Origin of the sequence: Kribbella sp. CCNWLW201, assembly GCF_037203805.1 — a bacterium.
Taxonomy (GTDB): Bacteria; Actinomycetota; Actinomycetes; order Propionibacteriales; family Kribbellaceae; genus Kribbella.
In genome coordinates this window covers 176,622-191,455 of the sequence record NZ_JBBCBQ010000003.1, presented here as the reverse complement: position 1 = coordinate 191,455, position 14,834 = coordinate 176,622, and the positions used below count along the sequence as shown (strand labels likewise).

The following is a 14,834-nucleotide window of genomic DNA, read 5'->3' as shown; positions in this document are numbered from 1 at the left end:
ATCCACCCCCTACCGACCACAGTGCCTGATCACCACCCGCTGGTACAGGGACTTTCGACCTTCGCTTGGAGGCCTGTGACCCGCGGTCTGCGGACGTGTACTGACAGATGTCGACGCCCTGGCCGGCTCGGGCCGGCCAGGGTGTCGAGCGGTGGATCAGAACTCGAAGACGAGCCGGCCGGGGACGCGGCCGGCGAGCACGTCGTCGAAGCAGGTGTTGACGTCGGCGAGCTTGCGGGGCTCGGCGATCACCTTGGTGCGGCCGGCGGCGTGCAGGGCGAAGACCTCGGCGAGGTCTTGGCGGGTGCCGACGATCGACCCGATGACCGAGATGCCGCCGAGGACAGTCTCGAAGATCGGTACGTCGATACTCGCGTTGTCGGCCGGCAGCGCGACCATCACCAGCCGGCCACCCCGGCGCAGCGACCGGTAAGCCTGCTCGAACACCTTCGGTGACGCGGCGAGCACGATCGCGACGTCGGCGCCGCCGACGTACTTGATCTCCTCGACCGGATCGGTGATGGCCGCGTTGACCAGGTGGTCGGCCCCCAGTTCGGCGGCAAGATCGAGCTTGTTCGTCTGTACGTCGACCGCCGTGACGAGACCGCCGACGAGCCGGGCGTACTGGACCGCGAGGTGGCCGAGGCCACCGATCCCGAACACCGCCACCCGCTCGGACGGCGTGACCTCGGCGACCTTGATCGCCTTGTACGTCGTGACTCCCGCACACGTCAGCGGTGCGGCGTCGAACGACGAGACGCCGTCCGGCACCTCGACGACCCCGTGCGCGAAGGCGACGGCGTACTCCGCGTACGCGCCGTCGACCGAGTAGCCGCTGTTGAGCTGGCTCTCACACAACGCCTCGCGACCCGAGACGCAGTACCGGCAGTTGCCGCAGGACGTGGCCAGCCAGGGTATCGCGACCCGCTTGCCGATGAGGTCGTCCGATACGCCCTCGCCGACCGCCTCGACCGGGCCGATTCCCTCGTGGCCCGGGGTGAACGGCAGCCCGGGCTTGACCGGCCAGTCGCCGTGAGCGGCGTGGATGTCGGTGTGACACACACCGGACGCTTCCATGTGCACGAGGACCTGGCCTGGTCCAGGCTGCGGGATGGGCAGCTCCTTGATCTCCAGCGGCCGGCTGAAGGCGTTGACAACTGCTGCGTGCATGGGGTTCTCCTCGGAATCGATAGCAGTGAACCCCTCCAGCTATCCGTACGGCGGCCCGCCGCGACCACGAGCAATAGGCCCTAAAGGCAGGGACTCTCGGCCCTGATGTCCGCTCCGATCGCGGCTGAGGCTGAAGGTATGCAAGCTGTCGAGATTGCTGCGCCGAAGCACGCAGTGAACACCACGCAGGTGCTGGTCGCGTCCCACCTGGGCAAGCGATTCGGGGATCGGATCGCCGTCGACGACGTCAGTTTCGAGGTGGCCGCGGGGGAGACGTACGGACTGCTCGGCCCCAACGGAGCCGGGAAGACGACCACGATCCGGCTGGTCTGTGGACTGCTGCGACCGGATGCGGGCAGCGCTGTGATCGCCGGGCAGCAGGTCAGTACGACGGCAACTGTGGCGAAGAAGTACGTCGGATACGTGCCGCAGGACATCGCCCTGTACCCCGACCTGACCGCACGGGAGAACCTGCAGTTCTTCGGCCGCCTCTACGGGCTCCGCGGCAAGGCACTCAACCACCGGGTCGGCAAGGTGCTCGAGCTGGTCGGCCTGTCGGAGCGGAGCCGTGACCGGGTCGAGTCGTTCTCGGGCGGTATGAAGCGGCGGCTCAACATCGGCGCCGGACTGCTGCACGAGCCGACCCTGCTGGTCCTCGACGAACCGACGGTCGGCGTCGACCCGCAGAGCCGCCACGCTGTGATGGAGAGTGTCCGCTCGTTCGGTGCCGCCGGGATGGCAGTGCTGTACACGACGCACTACATGGAGGAGGCAGAGCGGCTCTGCGACCGGGTCGGCATCATCGACCACGGCCGGCTGGTTGCCGAAGGCACCCGTCGTGAACTGGTCGCCCAGCTCGGCGAGCACGATCGGATCATGCTGGCCGCAACCGGTGACCTGGGCGCCCTCGCCGATCGCTGCCGTGGCATCGACGGAATCGACCGCGCCGACGTGAAGGACGGTCAGGTCCAGTTGCTCGCCCGCGACGGCCGCCGCGTGCTGCCCACCGTTCTGGATGCGGCGGAACGATCCGGTACGGCGATCCGATCGGTCGAGGTGGCCGAGCCGGACCTCGAGGCCGTGTTCCTGCACCTGACCGGCACCGCCCTGCGGGAGTGATGATGCTCGCAGCCCTCGTGATTGCCGCCAAAGATCTGCGCCAACGCTTCCGCGACCGCTCGGCTCTCGTCATCGGGTTCGTCGCGCCGGTGGCGGTCGCGGCGTTGATGAGCTTCGCCTTCTCCTCGGTGGAGGCGTTCCACGCCGACATCGCGTTCGTGGACAACGATCGCGGCCAGATCGCGGCCGCGATCCGTACGGCGATGACCGGCCCGGAGTTGTCCGACGTACTGACGGTCAGGTCGATGGACAACGAATCGGAGGCTCGCCGCCTCGTCGACGACGGTGAGGTCGGTGCCGGCCTGGTGATTCCGCCGGGGTTCAGTACGGCGGCCGTCGGTGACGAGCCGGTCGGTATCACCGTCCTGGCAAGCCCGGACAACCCGTTGCAGGCACAGGTGGCCCGAGCCGTTGCCGATGCCTATGTCGCGCAACTCAACGCCGACCGCCTGTCCGTGCATGCCGCATTGGCCGCCGGTGTGCCACCGAGCCGTACGGCGGAGCTCGCCGCGGCGGTCGCCGACCTGAGGCTCCCCGAATCGGTGGTGGCGCGTCCGACGGGCTATCGGCAGTTGACGACGGCGAGCTACTACGCACCCGCGATGGGCATCATGTTCGTGCTGTTCGCGATCGGGTTCACCGCGCGCAGCTACTTCGCCGAGCAGCACACCGGCACGTTGGAGCGGATCGGCGCGGCACCGCTCGGACGAGGCGTCGTACTGCTCGGCAAGTCTCTCGCCGCGTTCGTCTACAGCGTCATCAGTCTGTCCAGCTTGGCTGTCGTGACGTCCCTGGCGTTCGACGCGGAATGGGGTCCGCCGCTGCCGGCCGCCGCTCTCATCGTGGCGATGTCGGCGGCTCTGGTCGCATTGACCGCTCTCGTGGTCGCCGTGTCGCGAACCGAACGGCAGGCGGACGGATTCGCGACGATGATCACCTTCGCACTCCTGCTGCTGGGCGGGAACTTCGTCCTGATCAGCCAGGCACCCGAGATGCTGCGGCGGCTGGCGCTGCTGACGCCGAACGGGTGGGCGCTGCGTGGCTTCACCGATCTCGCCACCGGTGCCGCCGCCGGCAGCGCCGTCCGTCCTGTCCTTGCGATCCTCGGCATGGCCGCGGTGCTCGGGACGCTTGCCGTGCTCGTCGGCCGTCGGAGGGTTGCCACATGACTGCGTTCGCTGTTGCCGGTGCCTCGCTGCGCAGGATGCTGCGGGACCGGACGGCGTTGTTCTTCATCGTGCTGCTGCCCGTCGTGATCATCGCGATCATCGGAACGGTGGTGCAGAACCCGAGCGGCTTCCGGATCGGCGTCCTGGACGGGCAGAGCTCCGGGCGCCCACTCGCGTCCGCTCTGGCCGACGAGCTGAAGAGCGTCGGCCCCGTCCACACGTTCGCCGACGAACAGACGGCCCGTACGGCGTTGCGTCGCGGTGAGCTTGACGCGGTGGTGCTCATCCCGGCTGACCTGGACGCCACGCTGCTGCGGGGGAACGACGTACAGGTACCGGTGCTGGCGGGTGGCGCGGAGTCCACGCAAGGCGCCGTACAGTCTGCCATTTCAGCCGCTGTCGGCCGGCATGCCGAACGGGTCCAGGCGGCCGCCTTCGCGGCACGGATGACCGGGAGCACGGTGGGGGAGCAGTTGCCTGCGGCAACCGCTCTGCAGCGGGTGACGCCGCGTATCGCCGTCACGAGCCAGAACGTGGCGACCGGAAGTGACTATCTGCCGCTCGGATTCAGTTACAGCGCTCCGACCATGCTGGTGCTGTTCGTGTTCATCAACTCGCTGGCCGGTGGGGCGGCTGTAGTCCAGACGCGGCAGCTTGGCATCTACAACCGAGCCCGGGCGGCCCCGGTCCGTACCAGAAGCCTGGTGCTCGGCGAGACCCTGTGCTACTTGACGTTCGCCTTGTTGCAGTCCGGTCTGATCGTCGGTGTCGGGGCACTGCTGTTCGGGGTCGGCTGGGGCAATCCACTCGCCGCGATTGCGCTGATCGGCACCTGGGCGCTCGTCGGTACTGGGGCCGGCATGCTCAGCGGCGCCGTGTTCAAGACCGCGGACCAGGCGACGGCGATCGGCCCGGTGCTGGGCATCGGGTTCGCCATGCTCGGCGGCTGCATGTGGCCGCTGGAGATCGTGCCGGAAGCGGTCCGCCTGCTCGGTCATGTGACACCGCACGCGTGGGCGGTGGACGCCTGGATCACCGTGCTGTCCCGGGCCGGTGACATCACCGACATCGCCACCGAGCTGGTGGTGCTCGCCGGCTTCGCAGCGGGGATGCTCGGCCTGGCGTCGATCCTGCTCCAGCGCCGGCTGAGTCACTGAGCCCTGTGGCATCAGGACTCTGAGGCGGTGCGGAAGGCGTGCAGCATGGCCGGTACGGCGAAGGCGAGAGCCGGAACGGACCAGAGCCAGAAGCCCCAGCCGAACAGCATCAGCGCGAGGTGAAAGGCGACCACCGCGACGTATCCGAGGCGGCGAGCGCGCACGAGCAGTACGGCGATCACGAATTCACCCGCGCCGAGCAGCAGCGCCCAGAGGGTCGGGTGCGCCATGAACACGTTCTGCCAGCCGTCGTAGACCCAGTCGAACAGTGCCTCGTCCGCGAACGGCCGATACGAGTCGGGGCTGCCGATGGCGAGCCCGGCGTGCACGAAGGCGCCGGCGCCGAACATCGCCAGGAATCCCCAGTGGATCGTCTGCCAGATCCGGGCGGGCTCCATCCGCACGGGGGTTCGGGTGTTGTTGGTCATCGCGGGTCAGCCTCCGATCGCGGCCGCGGGAATGACGGCCACCGGGCAGTCGGCGTGATGCAGGACGGTCTGGCTGACCGATCCGAGCAACATGCCGCTGAAGCCGCCCCGCCCGCGCGCGCCGAGCACGATCAGCCGTGCGTCGGCGGACAGGTGAAGCAGGTGTTCGGCGGGGTGGCCGGTGATCTGGACGAGCTCGGCGTCCCGGCCGTGCTCGCGGTCGTGCACCGCGTCACGGAGCTCCTCCGGTGTGATCCGGTGGAGTTCGGTGTGCGACGGCTGGGCGGCGACCACCCGGACCTTGAGGTCGTGCCGGTGGGCGTAGTCCAGGCCGAACTCGAGCGCGAGCCGGCTGGCGGACGAACCGTCGTACCCGATCAGCACGTGACTGCCGGACTCGCCGCCGAGGTCGGGGCGCACCACGACGATCGGGCACCGGGCGTTCGCGGCCAGATCGAGCCCGGTCGAACCGATCAGCGCACCCAGCATCACGCCGAGGCCGCGGCTGCCGATCACGACCAGGTCCGCCTCGGCCGACGCCTTGATCAGAGCCGCGGACGGCGAACCGTCCTCGAGCCGGCCGTCGACGGCGACATCGGGATCGAGTTCGCGGCACAGAGCGATCGCGGCGCGGAGGATCTCTTCAGCGGCCGCGCGGTGCTCCTGTCCGGGAAGCAGTGGTGCGAGGGCCTCGATCAAGTGCAGCTCGGCGCCACGGGATGCCGCCTCGGCGGTCGCCCACCGGATCGCGGCCTCGGCGGCCGGCGAGCCGTCGACACCGGCCACCACTGGTCTGGGTCTCATTGCCGTCTCCTCCCGTAGCTCTCATCTCCACGATGCACCGGCGCGGCCGCTGCGGGCAGGGGCGAAGGTCCCACGACCTGGGGACGGTCCCAGGGGTTGGAGACCTTGGACCCTGGTCGGATGGCGCGTGCCCTGGCGACCTTGGAGATTGACGAGGGAGGAAGCCATGACGATTGAGTCGATTCACGTGGGCGGCGCTGTCCGCCGTACTGCCATGACGCTGTGGTCCAGCGTCGGACTTGCTCTGGGCATCGTGACGGCGTCGGCATACGGTCTGCTGGCCGCCGAGCCGTACCGCGATCTTCCGGCCGCGACAGTGCTGGGTGCCAAGGCCCAGGACGTGTGCAGCATCCTGGTCGCCGGCCTGCTGGTCCTTCTCGTCCGTCACCGCACGATCTCCCCACGAGGCCACCTCGCCCGGCTCGGCCTGCTGGCGTATGTCGTCTACAGCTACGCGATCTACCTGACCGGCGTCCCGATGAACCGCGTCTTCCTGGTGTACGTCGTGATCGAATCGCTCGCTGGAGCGGCGCTGGTCGACGGTTTGCTCCGGCTGCGTGGATCGGCATGGCAACGGCCGGAGTCACGGCGTCTCGAGCGCGGGACCGGCTGGATGCTGGTCGTGGTAGCGATCTTGTTCGCGCTGCTCTGGCTCTCCACGCTCGTCCCGTACGCCGCCGGCGGGCATGTCCCCGACCCCGAGGGGATCGGCGGCACGCCCTATCCGGTGTTCGTGCTCGACCTGGTCGTCGTACTTCCGTGCATCGCGGCCGTAGGCGTGATGCTCCTGCGCGGCCGCCCCGTCGCCGGCCCGCTGGCCGTGGTGGCACTGATCAAGATCGTCACGTTGTTCACCGCACTCTGGGCGGGAGTCCTGGCCGTCCTGGTCACCGGTGAGACCCTGCACCTCGGCCCCGACGCAGGCCCGTCCGCAGCGTTGCTCGTGGCAAGCATCTGGCTCACAACTCGCTGGCTGCGAACCCTGCGTGCCGAGGAGCAGACGTTCCTGCGGCCGGGCCTGTGGGCGGACTAGCCGCCGATGGCGGCTGGGGTGAGTTGTTGTTGGGTACGGCGGACCGCGATGGCGATCAGGGAGCCGCCGATCATGAGGAAGATCAGGCCGGAGCCGATCAGGGCGTACGAGACGTCGTCGAGCCAGGGGACGGTCGCCGCGACGGCGAGGTCGGCCGCTACCGGCCGGCTGCCGTCCGCGTTCATCACCACGACGGTCCAGGTCCCGGTCTGGGGCTTCCAGTCAAGCGTCTGCTGACCGCTTCCCGAGGTCTGCGCCACCCAGAAGGACTCGTCACCCGGTGGGACGGCGGGTGCCTGTCCGGCGCGTTGTTCATCGGTGGTCACGCTTTGGTCCAGCCGGTGAATCACAGTGTGCTCGATCGGCGCCAGGTACGTCGTGGCCCGGCCGGCCCGTGCGATCCCGATGAACACGGGCGCCGAGGTCGCGCTGTCAGCGGTGATCCGGACCTCGCCGAGCATCCGGTTCATCACCCAGTCCGGGCCGTCGAAGCGGATGGCTTCCGGCTCCGTCGTGATCGCATAGCCCGGGCTGGAGAACCGGGCGAGGTCGGTGCTGATGTAGCCATCGGAATCGCGGGCGGCTTGGTCCGCCCACAGCCCGACGGCCCCGGTCGGAACCAGGCCCATCCCGGTCACGACCAGCAATGACCCGGCGACGACACTGATCACGCGTCCGGCAGTCCAGCGGTGCACCGGCCGGTCGCCGTACTGTGCGGGAGTGGCCGGCTGACCGACACTGTGCTGGACGGGGGCAGGCGGAGGCGCCTGCGGGACCAGGTCAGGTCGCGCGCTGTCCTCGATCCCGCGCGGAGTTGTTCCGCTCCCTGTGTCGAGGCGGAAGGGAGGGTATTCGTCTGTCAACAGCAGGACGTAGCCTCCGACCCGGTAGACCCAGCGGTTCAGGCCCATGATCAGGTCGAAGAGCTCGCGCGGATACCGGGCGGTGAAGAGCAGGACCACTGCCGAGATCAGGACCAGGAGCCCGATCAGACCGCCACCTTGGATCGTGGTGGAGGTGTCACCGAGCCGATAGGACAGGTACGGACCGCCGCCGAGCAGAATCGCGGTGACCAGCAGGTGTGGGAAGGCCAGCAGCCACTTCACCAGCACGAGCCCGCGAGACAGCCTCGGTGGGTAGTCGGCCGAGAGCCGGGCCGGATAGTCCGGTACGTCGGCCAGCGTGAACGGCGGGTAGCGGTCGGTGCCGAGCGCGCTGTAGGCGTAGAAGCCGACTCGCCAGGTCCATCGCAGGACTCCGACGGTGAAGTCGAAGATCGACCGTGGGTACCTGCCGGTGAACAGGATCGCGAAGAACGCGATCACGCTGACCACCACGCAGGCCAGCCAGAGGAAGGCCAGGACGATGTAGTGAGGAATGGCGAGTAGCCACTTCACCAGCCACAGACCGCGGCTGACGGACGGATCGAGGTTGCCCTCGAGCCGGATCGGATAGTGCTTCATGATTCCTCCTTGGTGCGGTCCTTCAAGCCGCGGGAGTGGGTGCCGTGGTCCGCCGGAGCTGACGGATCCGAAGCGGTTTCAGGTGCGGAGAAGGTGACGTGCTCGGCCAGTTCGATCGCCCAGACGGCGAGGACCGTGGCGATGAAGGCAGTGAGCAGGGTGTCCGCGGCGGCGGTGTCGGCCAGGGCGAGTGAGCAGGCACCCAGCACCACGGACAGCACGGCCAGGCTCAGGGTGAGCAAGCCGACGACGTCGTACCGTTCGACGCTCAGCAGCAGGAGGACCAGGGCTCCGCCGAGGATCAGCGCGACTGAGGTCATGTCACGGGTGCTCTCGATCAGGGGCAGTTGCTCGATCGAGCGGAAGGCGAGGTAGAGGACGGCCAGGGTGATGGCAAGTCCGGTGGCCGCCAGGTCTCGTACTCTGATCGTCATCCGGCTCACCTGCCGTGACTGGTGGCGATGTCGCGGCCGTCGAGGGCCGGCAGGGCGATGGCGACCAGGGCACCGGCGCCGGCGAGCAGCCAGAGGTAGGCGGCGGGTAGTCCGGCGCCGAGCGGTCCACCGGTGAACGCCTGGTGGAAGGGTGAGAACGGTGCCCACGATTCGAAGGCTTCGAGCATCAGGCCGGCCGCGTAGAGCACATAGCCGGCGGTGGCGGCGACGGCGGACACGGCGATCGCCGTCCCACGACGGCCTGTGAGGGCGCCGACGGCCAGTGCGAGTTCGCCGTACTCGACACCCAGCAACGTCATCGCGATCGCGCCGCTGGCGGCGTCGGCCGGGCCGATGCCCAGGTCGAAGGCGAGACTCCCGACCACTGTCGCGGTGAACAGGACGAGTCCGAGTGCCACGATGGAAACGGCCAGGGCGAGCGCCTTGTCGAACACGATCCGGGCACCCGAGACGGGCGTCACCAGCAGTGGCTCGAGGGTGCCCTGCTCCTCTTCGCCGGCGATCGCCTTCGCGCCGCGACTGACGCCGTACACCAGGAACATGCCGGGCAGCAGCAGGGTGAAGAGCTCGGCGTTGAGGAAGCCGATACCGGTGGTCATCGCCTCGAGATCGAAGAACTTGCGCATCTCCTCGGGGAAGGACTTGTACAGGTCCTGCAGGCCCGGGGTGTCCCGGATCGACGGCCAGAGCGCGCATTCGAGCAGCACCAGGAACGCGATCGCGATCGACCAGCCGAACAGTCCGCGGCGGTGATCGTGCAGTGTCTTGAGGAAGACGGTGCGGAACATCTGGTTCACCCCTGCGCCCGGTAGTAGTCGAGGAAGACCGATTCCAGGTCCGCCTCGTGCGTGACGATGTTGGTCACGTCGTACGGCGCGACTGCCTTGACGAGCTGTGCGGTCGACCCGGTCACGGTCACGTGGGCGGTCCGGGCCTCCGCGGAGACTTCTTGTACGCCGGGCACGCCGCGGATCAGGTCGATCGGTGCGACGCCGGCGAAGGTCAGGTCGAGCCGGCGCCGGGCCTGGTCCCGGAGGGCCTCGATCGACTGCGTGGTGACGAGTTCGCCCTGGCGGAGGATGCCGACGGTGTCCGCGACGGCCTCGACCTCGGAGAGGATGTGCGACGACAGGAAGACGGTCCGGCCGGCATCCCGGCACTCCCGCAGCAGTGCCAGGAACTCGCGCTGCATGATCGGGTCGAGCCCACTGGTCGGCTCGTCCAGCACCAGCAGGTCGGGCTCGTGCATGAAGGCCTGGACGATGCCGACCTTCTGCTTGTTGCCGTGCGACAGGGCACCGATCCGGGCGGTGAGGTCGAGCTCGAACCGTTTCGCCAGTCCGTCGATCATCGCCTGGTCGACTCCGCCGCGCAGATGCGCGAAGTACCGCAGGTACTGCGTGACGGTGAGGTCGGGGTACGGCACGAACTCGCCGGGGAGGTAGCCGATCCGCCGTTGGAGTACGTCGTACTGGTCGCCGGCGTCGAAGCCGAACACGATGGCCGATCCGGAGGTCGGGCGGATCAGCCCGGTGAGCAACCGGATCGTGGTGGTCTTGCCGGCGCCGTTGGGCCCGAGGTAGCCGAAGACGACGCCTGGCGGCACGTCCAGATTGAGCTCCGTCAGGGCGAGGTGCCGGTGGAACCGCTTGGTCAGCCGGCGGGTCCGGATCGCGAGCTCCATCTGGTCGTCTCCTTCCGCTCCACTTCCGACGCTAGGAAGCGGCCGCGGATCCGGTCAGGGTCCAAGGTCCACACCGCCCGGTCCGTAGGCCCCGTCGTGGTCCCGGCGCCTAGTGCGATGTCTCGTCGGGCGGCTCCGCGTCGGTCGCGTGGCCGGCGTCCTTCTTGTCGTGCGCGTGGCGGGCTTCGTAGAGGCCGACGCCGAGGTAGCGCTGGAGTGCTTGCTCCGCACGTGACGTTCCGCCGACCGTCCGGCGGGCCACGTTGCGCAGGGCGTCGCGCTGTGCGCGGGCCTTGTCGATGTCAGTCATGGTGCTGTCCTCCGGGTCAGGATGGCTGGTGTTGTTCAGAGGCGGACGCCTGAGTGGTCGGCAGGCCGTCGGCGGACGTCAGCAACTCGCGAAGACGGTGGACGAACCGCGCTGCTGGGGCTCCGTCGACGATGTCGTGGTCGACGCTGATGGTGAGCTGCAGCCACTCCCGCTCGATCAGTTGCCCAGCGCAAAGGGCCGGGCGGACGGTGATGCCGCCGATGACGATGTCGAGGGTGTGGACCTGGAAAGCGATACCCCACCCGCCGCCGGCGCCGAACATGCCGACCGCGGTGATGCCGACGGTGCCGGCCAGCGCACGCTGGCGTTCCGGCAACCGGTGCAGCGCGCCGAGCAACCCCGTGCGCACGAAGGCGGGCAGGAGCAGGTAGGCACGTGCCCAGCCGGCCTTGCGGACCGTCGGACTCCGGCTCGGATCGGCCTTGACCGCGCGGATCTCGTGGTGAATGTCCAGCACCGAGCGCTCGCTTGCATCGCGGACGACGTGCGTGAAGGCGAAGGGAGCCCCTTCCAGCGTGACCTCGACCGGGAGGCCGATGTCGACGTGCTCGAAGATCACCTCGCGGCCGCGGAGGTCGCGGTGCGCCTGAACGGTCGGCTCAGCGGCGACCGCACGCGCGACGCACGCGATCACGAACGCGGTGAACGACAGGGCCTCGCCGGTGTTCGCGCGATGCGCGCGCAGCGCCGCACGGGCCGCCGTCACGTCGACCTCGATCAGGCCGTGGACGGCGTGCCGCCGGTTAGCGGTCCGGCCGGTGTCGATGACGAGCCGGCGGAACCAGGGGACCGGCACGACCTTCGAGTCCTGATGATGCACGAGGCCACCTCCGGATCGGATCGTCTACCTCGAGCATGTGTCTGCTCCGTGGCTGCCCGCACCGGCCATTCGGTCCTGCGGATCGGGACCTTCGGCACCTGATCGCGAAGGATCGCCGTCGCGCGTCGGTGGTGAATGGCTGGGGACCCGGTCACGCCAGCCAGGCGTGCGAAGGGAGAGATAGCAGAGACCGGCGACAGGGACCGGTGCCCAGTACTGGAACAGCCGCCAGGATACGACCCCCAGGACCGCGACACCGCCAGGAACGCCGAACCCCAGCAGGCCAGGGATCAGCACTCCCTCAATGATGCCGATTCCACCTGGAGTGATCGGCAGCACCGCAAGCAGGCTGGCGATGCTGTAGACGAGCAGCAGCGCGACGGGGTCCATCACCTGACCGAAGGCGACGAGGAAGAACCACAGCGAGGCGGCGTCGAGCAGCCAGTTCGCTGTGGCCCACAGTGCGAAGGAACGCCGTACCTCCCGATCGGCCAGCAGCAGGCGGAGTTGCAGCGCGGCTGCTTGAACCGCCGGCCGCAGCCGCCGGGGAAGTCCGCGCAGTCCGAGTCGGAGAACCCGGAGGGCAGGTCTGGCCAGCCGGGATCTCTCCCGTACGGCGATCAGCCCGCAGACGCTGAGCACAGCGCCGATCAGCCACACGATCAGGTACGGCGCCGTCGGGCCGTAGAACAGCATCGCGGGGATGAGGGTGATCCAGAGAATCGCGGCCAGGGCCAGGGTGCACCCGATTCCCTGCAGAGCGATGGCCGCGGTGACGTCCTTGGGCCTGGCGCCACCGGAGACGAGGAGCCGATAGCGGAGCGCGGCCGCGGTGGCGCCCCCGCCGGGGACCACGCGACCGACGCCGTACCCGGTCAGATCGCTGCGGAGCAGCCAGTTGAAGCGTGGCGGACTCGTCCGCAGCACGCTGCGGGTGATCATCGAGTAGCAGGTGAGGCTGAGCGCCTCGAGCGCGATTCCCACCCCGACCCACCACAGGCCGACACCTTCGAGCAGGCGCAATGACTGTTCCGTGCCCGCCAGCCGGGGCAGGATCAGATAGTCCACCACCGCGATCAGCAGGACCAGTCCGACCACACTGCGGGCCCATCCGAGAACCACCCGCCACTTCCGCCGCGGCACGCGACTCGGCGGCGCGGCCGGATCACCGGTCTGCCGCCGCCGGCGCGTCATGTCGTTCTCCTTCCAGTCACCTCCACGGAGCGTGCCGTCCCGGGCTCAGGGCAGGTCGGGCGGCAGCGGACCCACGTGGTACGGGCGCATCATCTCGTTGTCCTCGTGCTCGACGATGTGGCAGTGCCAGACGAACAGGCCGGGAATGTCGAACAGCGCCTTCACCCGGGTCACTTCGCCCGGATACGCGATCACGGTGTCCTTGAACCCCGTCTCGCCCGGGTCCGGTCCGCGGACCGGACCTTCGAAGGGCCGTCGGTCGACGACCTGGAACTGCACCTCGTGGATGTGGATCGGGTGCGCGTCCTCAGTGAAGTTGTGCAGCTCCCAGATCTCCACCGCGCCGGTGGCCGGGTTCTCGGTGATCGAGTCGGCCCAGCCCAGCGGGACGGGCTCACCGGCGGCACTCATCGTGCCGAGCATCGCGGCGATCGGGCCGTCGAATCCGGGAACGCTGCTCGCCTCCTCGTTGAGCGATACCGCCCGGACGGTGCTCGCCGGGCCGAGCGGCTTGAACGCGGGCAGCCGCAACCGGTTCGGTGGCACGCTGGTGTCCCGTGACGCCAGCGGTACGACGACGAGCTTCATCACCTGACCAGTGGTCTGTGGATCGGCGAACGGTTCCGGCGGGTCGGTGAGCTCCCCGAATGGCTCGTCCGGGCCGAGGTTCACGAGGTAGAGCTCGGTGCCGGGGGCCAGTCCGGTGAAGTCCACGATCGTGTCGATCCGTTCGGCGGGTGCGATCAGCAATTGCGACCGCCGGACCGGGGCCGGCAGGAATCCGCCTTCGGCTCCGATCTGCCAGAACGGCATGGCGGGGACAACGGGCCGGGCGACCGGGTCGGTGGACAGAGCCAGGATGAGGAACCGCGAGTTGCAGCCGTTGAGCAGCCGGAACCGGTAGCGCCGCGGCTCGACCTCCAGGCGCGGCCAGGTCTTGCCGTTCACCACGATCGTGTCGGCGAAGAACTCCGGGTTCCAGATCGGCGGGACGTCGCTGTCCGGCACGTACGGGCCGGGGAACTGGTCGAAGAACTCCCGGGTGTCCGGGTACGACAGCGAGCCGTCCGCGGCGAACGAACGGTCCTGGATGGCGAGCGGGATCTCGTAGTACCGGGTGCCGGCCGGGTCACCGAGCCGCGGGGCCGGTCCGGGCAGTACGGCGTCCGGCAGATCGCCCGGGCCGCGACGCACCAGGTAGAAGCCCGCCGGCCCGGCGTAGACGTTGGATCGGGTCATGCCGAGGGTGTGGTCGTGGTACCAGAGCGTGGCCGGACGCTGGTCGTTCGGGTACTCGAACACAGCATCACCCGGGCGCCAGCTGGTCCCGAGCGGTGATCTCGCGGCGAAGTAGTCGTAGAACGTCCCGGTGGTCGCGTAGCCGGCCGGGATGTTCGCGGCATCCGGCAGGTACCACGCCTCGGCGAAGCCGTCGTTGTGGTCCGCGGTGTGCGCTCCGTGCACGTGGGTGATCAGCGGCACCGGCCCGTCGTACGGGCCCGGCGTGACCTCGAACGTCGGCCGTGAGTCGCGGCCGTCCGCACCGCCGGGCGGGTTGGCCCAGTGCAGCGTCGGGTCGACCGGCAGCAGATGGGGCAAGTAGTTGCCTTGTGCATCCACCAGGTCGTTGATCCAGCGCACCCGGACCGGTCTGCGATAGGAGGCCTCGATCGTGAAGGCAGGGTAGTTGAACGTGCCGGGATGGTTGGCCGACCCGTAGCTCCAGACGGTCGTAGCGGGCATTCCGGCCGGCAGGATCTGCTGGTCGAACTGTCGCACCGCGATCTCGTAGTAGTCCACCGCGCCGCGCGTGGTGGTTGGCATCGCCGGTGGTATGACGAGCGGTGTCACGTACTTCGGGATGGTCAGGGGCTCCAGTACGCCGGCCCGGGAACCCCGGACCGTTGCCCCGGCCGAACCGGAGAACTGCAGCGGGACCACCATGGTCACTCCCGCGGCGCCGCACACCTGCAACAGACGGCGGCGAGTCAATCCCTGCATCACGAC

At 68.9% G+C, this 14,834-nt stretch carries 15 protein-coding genes; 4 read left to right on the top strand and 11 right to left on the bottom strand.

Annotation, left to right across the window (positions count from 1 at the left end; translation table 11 throughout):
- Positions 1-156: 156 nt before the first annotated feature.
- Positions 157-1,170: a zinc-dependent alcohol dehydrogenase gene (locus tag V9K99_RS16220; protein ID WP_337000163.1), complete on the bottom strand. Its 1,014-nt coding sequence runs from the start codon at positions 1,168-1,170 to the stop codon at positions 157-159.
- A 138-nt stretch (positions 1,171-1,308) separates the two neighbouring features.
- Between V9K99_RS16220 and V9K99_RS16215 the strand changes: the two genes are divergently transcribed.
- The 3 genes from V9K99_RS16215 to V9K99_RS16205 are packed head-to-tail and all read left to right on the top strand — an operon-like array spanning position 1,309 to position 4,615.
- The gene (locus tag V9K99_RS16215; RefSeq protein ID WP_337000164.1) at positions 1,309-2,289 is read left to right on the top strand and encodes an ABC transporter ATP-binding protein; all 981 of its coding nucleotides are present in this window, start codon (positions 1,309-1,311) and stop codon (positions 2,287-2,289) included.
- The gene (locus V9K99_RS16210; RefSeq protein WP_337000165.1) at positions 2,289-3,458 is read left to right on the top strand and encodes an ABC transporter permease; all 1,170 of its coding nucleotides are present in this window, start codon (positions 2,289-2,291) and stop codon (positions 3,456-3,458) included. The genes V9K99_RS16215 and V9K99_RS16210 overlap by 1 nt, the downstream gene beginning before the upstream one ends.
- Entirely contained in the window at positions 3,455-4,615 is a 1,161-nt protein-coding gene (locus tag V9K99_RS16205) for an ABC transporter permease (RefSeq protein ID WP_337000166.1), read from the top strand. The genes V9K99_RS16210 and V9K99_RS16205 overlap by 4 nt, the downstream gene beginning before the upstream one ends.
- 11 nt (positions 4,616-4,626) lie before the next feature.
- Here the strand turns inward: V9K99_RS16205 and V9K99_RS16200 are convergent, their stop codons facing one another.
- Together V9K99_RS16200 and V9K99_RS16195 are read right to left on the bottom strand one after the other, a co-directional pair.
- Positions 4,627-5,043: a hypothetical protein gene (locus V9K99_RS16200; RefSeq protein ID WP_337000167.1), complete on the bottom strand. Its 417-nt coding sequence runs from the start codon at positions 5,041-5,043 to the stop codon at positions 4,627-4,629.
- Positions 5,044-5,049: 6 nt separating this feature from the next.
- Complete coding sequence (locus tag V9K99_RS16195; protein WP_337000168.1) at positions 5,050-5,847, bottom strand: universal stress protein; 798 nt, start codon at positions 5,845-5,847, stop codon at positions 5,050-5,052.
- A 166-nt stretch (positions 5,848-6,013) separates the two neighbouring features.
- Between V9K99_RS16195 and V9K99_RS16190 the strand changes: the two genes are divergently transcribed.
- Positions 6,014-6,880 (top strand): hypothetical protein, encoded by an 867-nt coding sequence (locus V9K99_RS16190; protein ID WP_337000169.1) that lies wholly within the window; start codon positions 6,014-6,016, stop codon positions 6,878-6,880.
- On the opposite strand, the gene V9K99_RS16185 is transcribed toward V9K99_RS16190, so the two are convergent.
- The 8 genes from V9K99_RS16185 to V9K99_RS16150 form a co-directional block, all read right to left on the bottom strand.
- Entirely contained in the window at positions 6,877-8,343 is a 1,467-nt protein-coding gene (locus V9K99_RS16185) for a DUF4389 domain-containing protein (protein WP_337000170.1), read from the bottom strand. The genes V9K99_RS16190 and V9K99_RS16185 overlap by 4 nt on opposite strands.
- Positions 8,340-8,777 carry a hypothetical protein gene (locus V9K99_RS16180; RefSeq protein ID WP_337000171.1) on the bottom strand — a complete coding sequence of 146 codons (438 nt, stop codon included), beginning with the start codon at positions 8,775-8,777 and terminating at the stop codon, positions 8,340-8,342. Before V9K99_RS16180 ends, V9K99_RS16185 begins: the two co-directional genes overlap by 4 nt.
- Positions 8,778-8,782: 5 nt before the next feature.
- Positions 8,783-9,586 (bottom strand): ABC transporter permease, encoded by an 804-nt coding sequence (locus V9K99_RS16175; protein WP_337000172.1) that lies wholly within the window; start codon positions 9,584-9,586, stop codon positions 8,783-8,785.
- Between the two features lie 5 nt (positions 9,587-9,591).
- On the bottom strand, positions 9,592-10,482 hold the full coding sequence (locus tag V9K99_RS16170) for an ABC transporter ATP-binding protein (protein ID WP_337000173.1): 891 nt from the start codon (positions 10,480-10,482) through the stop codon (positions 9,592-9,594).
- Positions 10,483-10,591: 109 nt separating this feature from the next.
- Positions 10,592-10,792 (bottom strand): hypothetical protein, encoded by a 201-nt coding sequence (locus V9K99_RS16165; protein WP_337000174.1) that lies wholly within the window; start codon positions 10,790-10,792, stop codon positions 10,592-10,594.
- 16 nt (positions 10,793-10,808) lie between these two features.
- Complete coding sequence (locus tag V9K99_RS16160) at positions 10,809-11,633, bottom strand: 2-oxo acid dehydrogenase subunit E2 (protein ID WP_337000175.1); 825 nt, start codon at positions 11,631-11,633, stop codon at positions 10,809-10,811.
- 24 nt (positions 11,634-11,657) lie between these two features.
- The gene (locus V9K99_RS16155; RefSeq protein ID WP_337000176.1) at positions 11,658-12,827 is read right to left on the bottom strand and encodes a lysylphosphatidylglycerol synthase transmembrane domain-containing protein; all 1,170 of its coding nucleotides are present in this window, start codon (positions 12,825-12,827) and stop codon (positions 11,658-11,660) included.
- 45 nt (positions 12,828-12,872) lie between these two features.
- Positions 12,873-14,828 (bottom strand): multicopper oxidase family protein, encoded by a 1,956-nt coding sequence (locus V9K99_RS16150; protein ID WP_337000177.1) that lies wholly within the window; start codon positions 14,826-14,828, stop codon positions 12,873-12,875.
- Positions 14,829-14,834 lie beyond the last annotated feature (6 nt).

Bases quoted from the DNA above. Each gene is read 5' to 3' on its own strand.
- V9K99_RS16220 (WP_337000163.1), bottom strand. From the start codon at position 1,170: ATGCACGCAGCAGTTGTCAACGCCTTCAGCCGGCCGCTGGAGATCAAG.
- V9K99_RS16215 (WP_337000164.1), top strand. From the start codon at position 1,309: ATGCAAGCTGTCGAGATTGCTGCGCCGAAGCACGCAGTGAACACCACG.
- V9K99_RS16210 (WP_337000165.1), top strand. From the start codon at position 2,289: ATGATGCTCGCAGCCCTCGTGATTGCCGCCAAAGATCTGCGCCAACGC.
- V9K99_RS16205 (WP_337000166.1), top strand. From the start codon at position 3,455: ATGACTGCGTTCGCTGTTGCCGGTGCCTCGCTGCGCAGGATGCTGCGG.
- V9K99_RS16200 (WP_337000167.1), bottom strand. From the start codon at position 5,043: ATGACCAACAACACCCGAACCCCCGTGCGGATGGAGCCCGCCCGGATC.
- V9K99_RS16195 (WP_337000168.1), bottom strand. From the start codon at position 5,847: ATGAGACCCAGACCAGTGGTGGCCGGTGTCGACGGCTCGCCGGCCGCC.
- V9K99_RS16190 (WP_337000169.1), top strand. From the start codon at position 6,014: ATGACGATTGAGTCGATTCACGTGGGCGGCGCTGTCCGCCGTACTGCC.
- V9K99_RS16185 (WP_337000170.1), bottom strand. From the start codon at position 8,343: ATGAAGCACTATCCGATCCGGCTCGAGGGCAACCTCGATCCGTCCGTC.
- V9K99_RS16180 (WP_337000171.1), bottom strand. From the start codon at position 8,777: ATGACGATCAGAGTACGAGACCTGGCGGCCACCGGACTTGCCATCACC.
- V9K99_RS16175 (WP_337000172.1), bottom strand. From the start codon at position 9,586: ATGTTCCGCACCGTCTTCCTCAAGACACTGCACGATCACCGCCGCGGA.
- V9K99_RS16170 (WP_337000173.1), bottom strand. From the start codon at position 10,482: ATGGAGCTCGCGATCCGGACCCGCCGGCTGACCAAGCGGTTCCACCGG.
- V9K99_RS16165 (WP_337000174.1), bottom strand. From the start codon at position 10,792: ATGACTGACATCGACAAGGCCCGCGCACAGCGCGACGCCCTGCGCAAC.
- V9K99_RS16155 (WP_337000176.1), bottom strand. From the start codon at position 12,827: ATGACGCGCCGGCGGCGGCAGACCGGTGATCCGGCCGCGCCGCCGAGT.
- V9K99_RS16150 (WP_337000177.1), bottom strand. From the start codon at position 14,828: ATGCAGGGATTGACTCGCCGCCGTCTGTTGCAGGTGTGCGGCGCCGCG.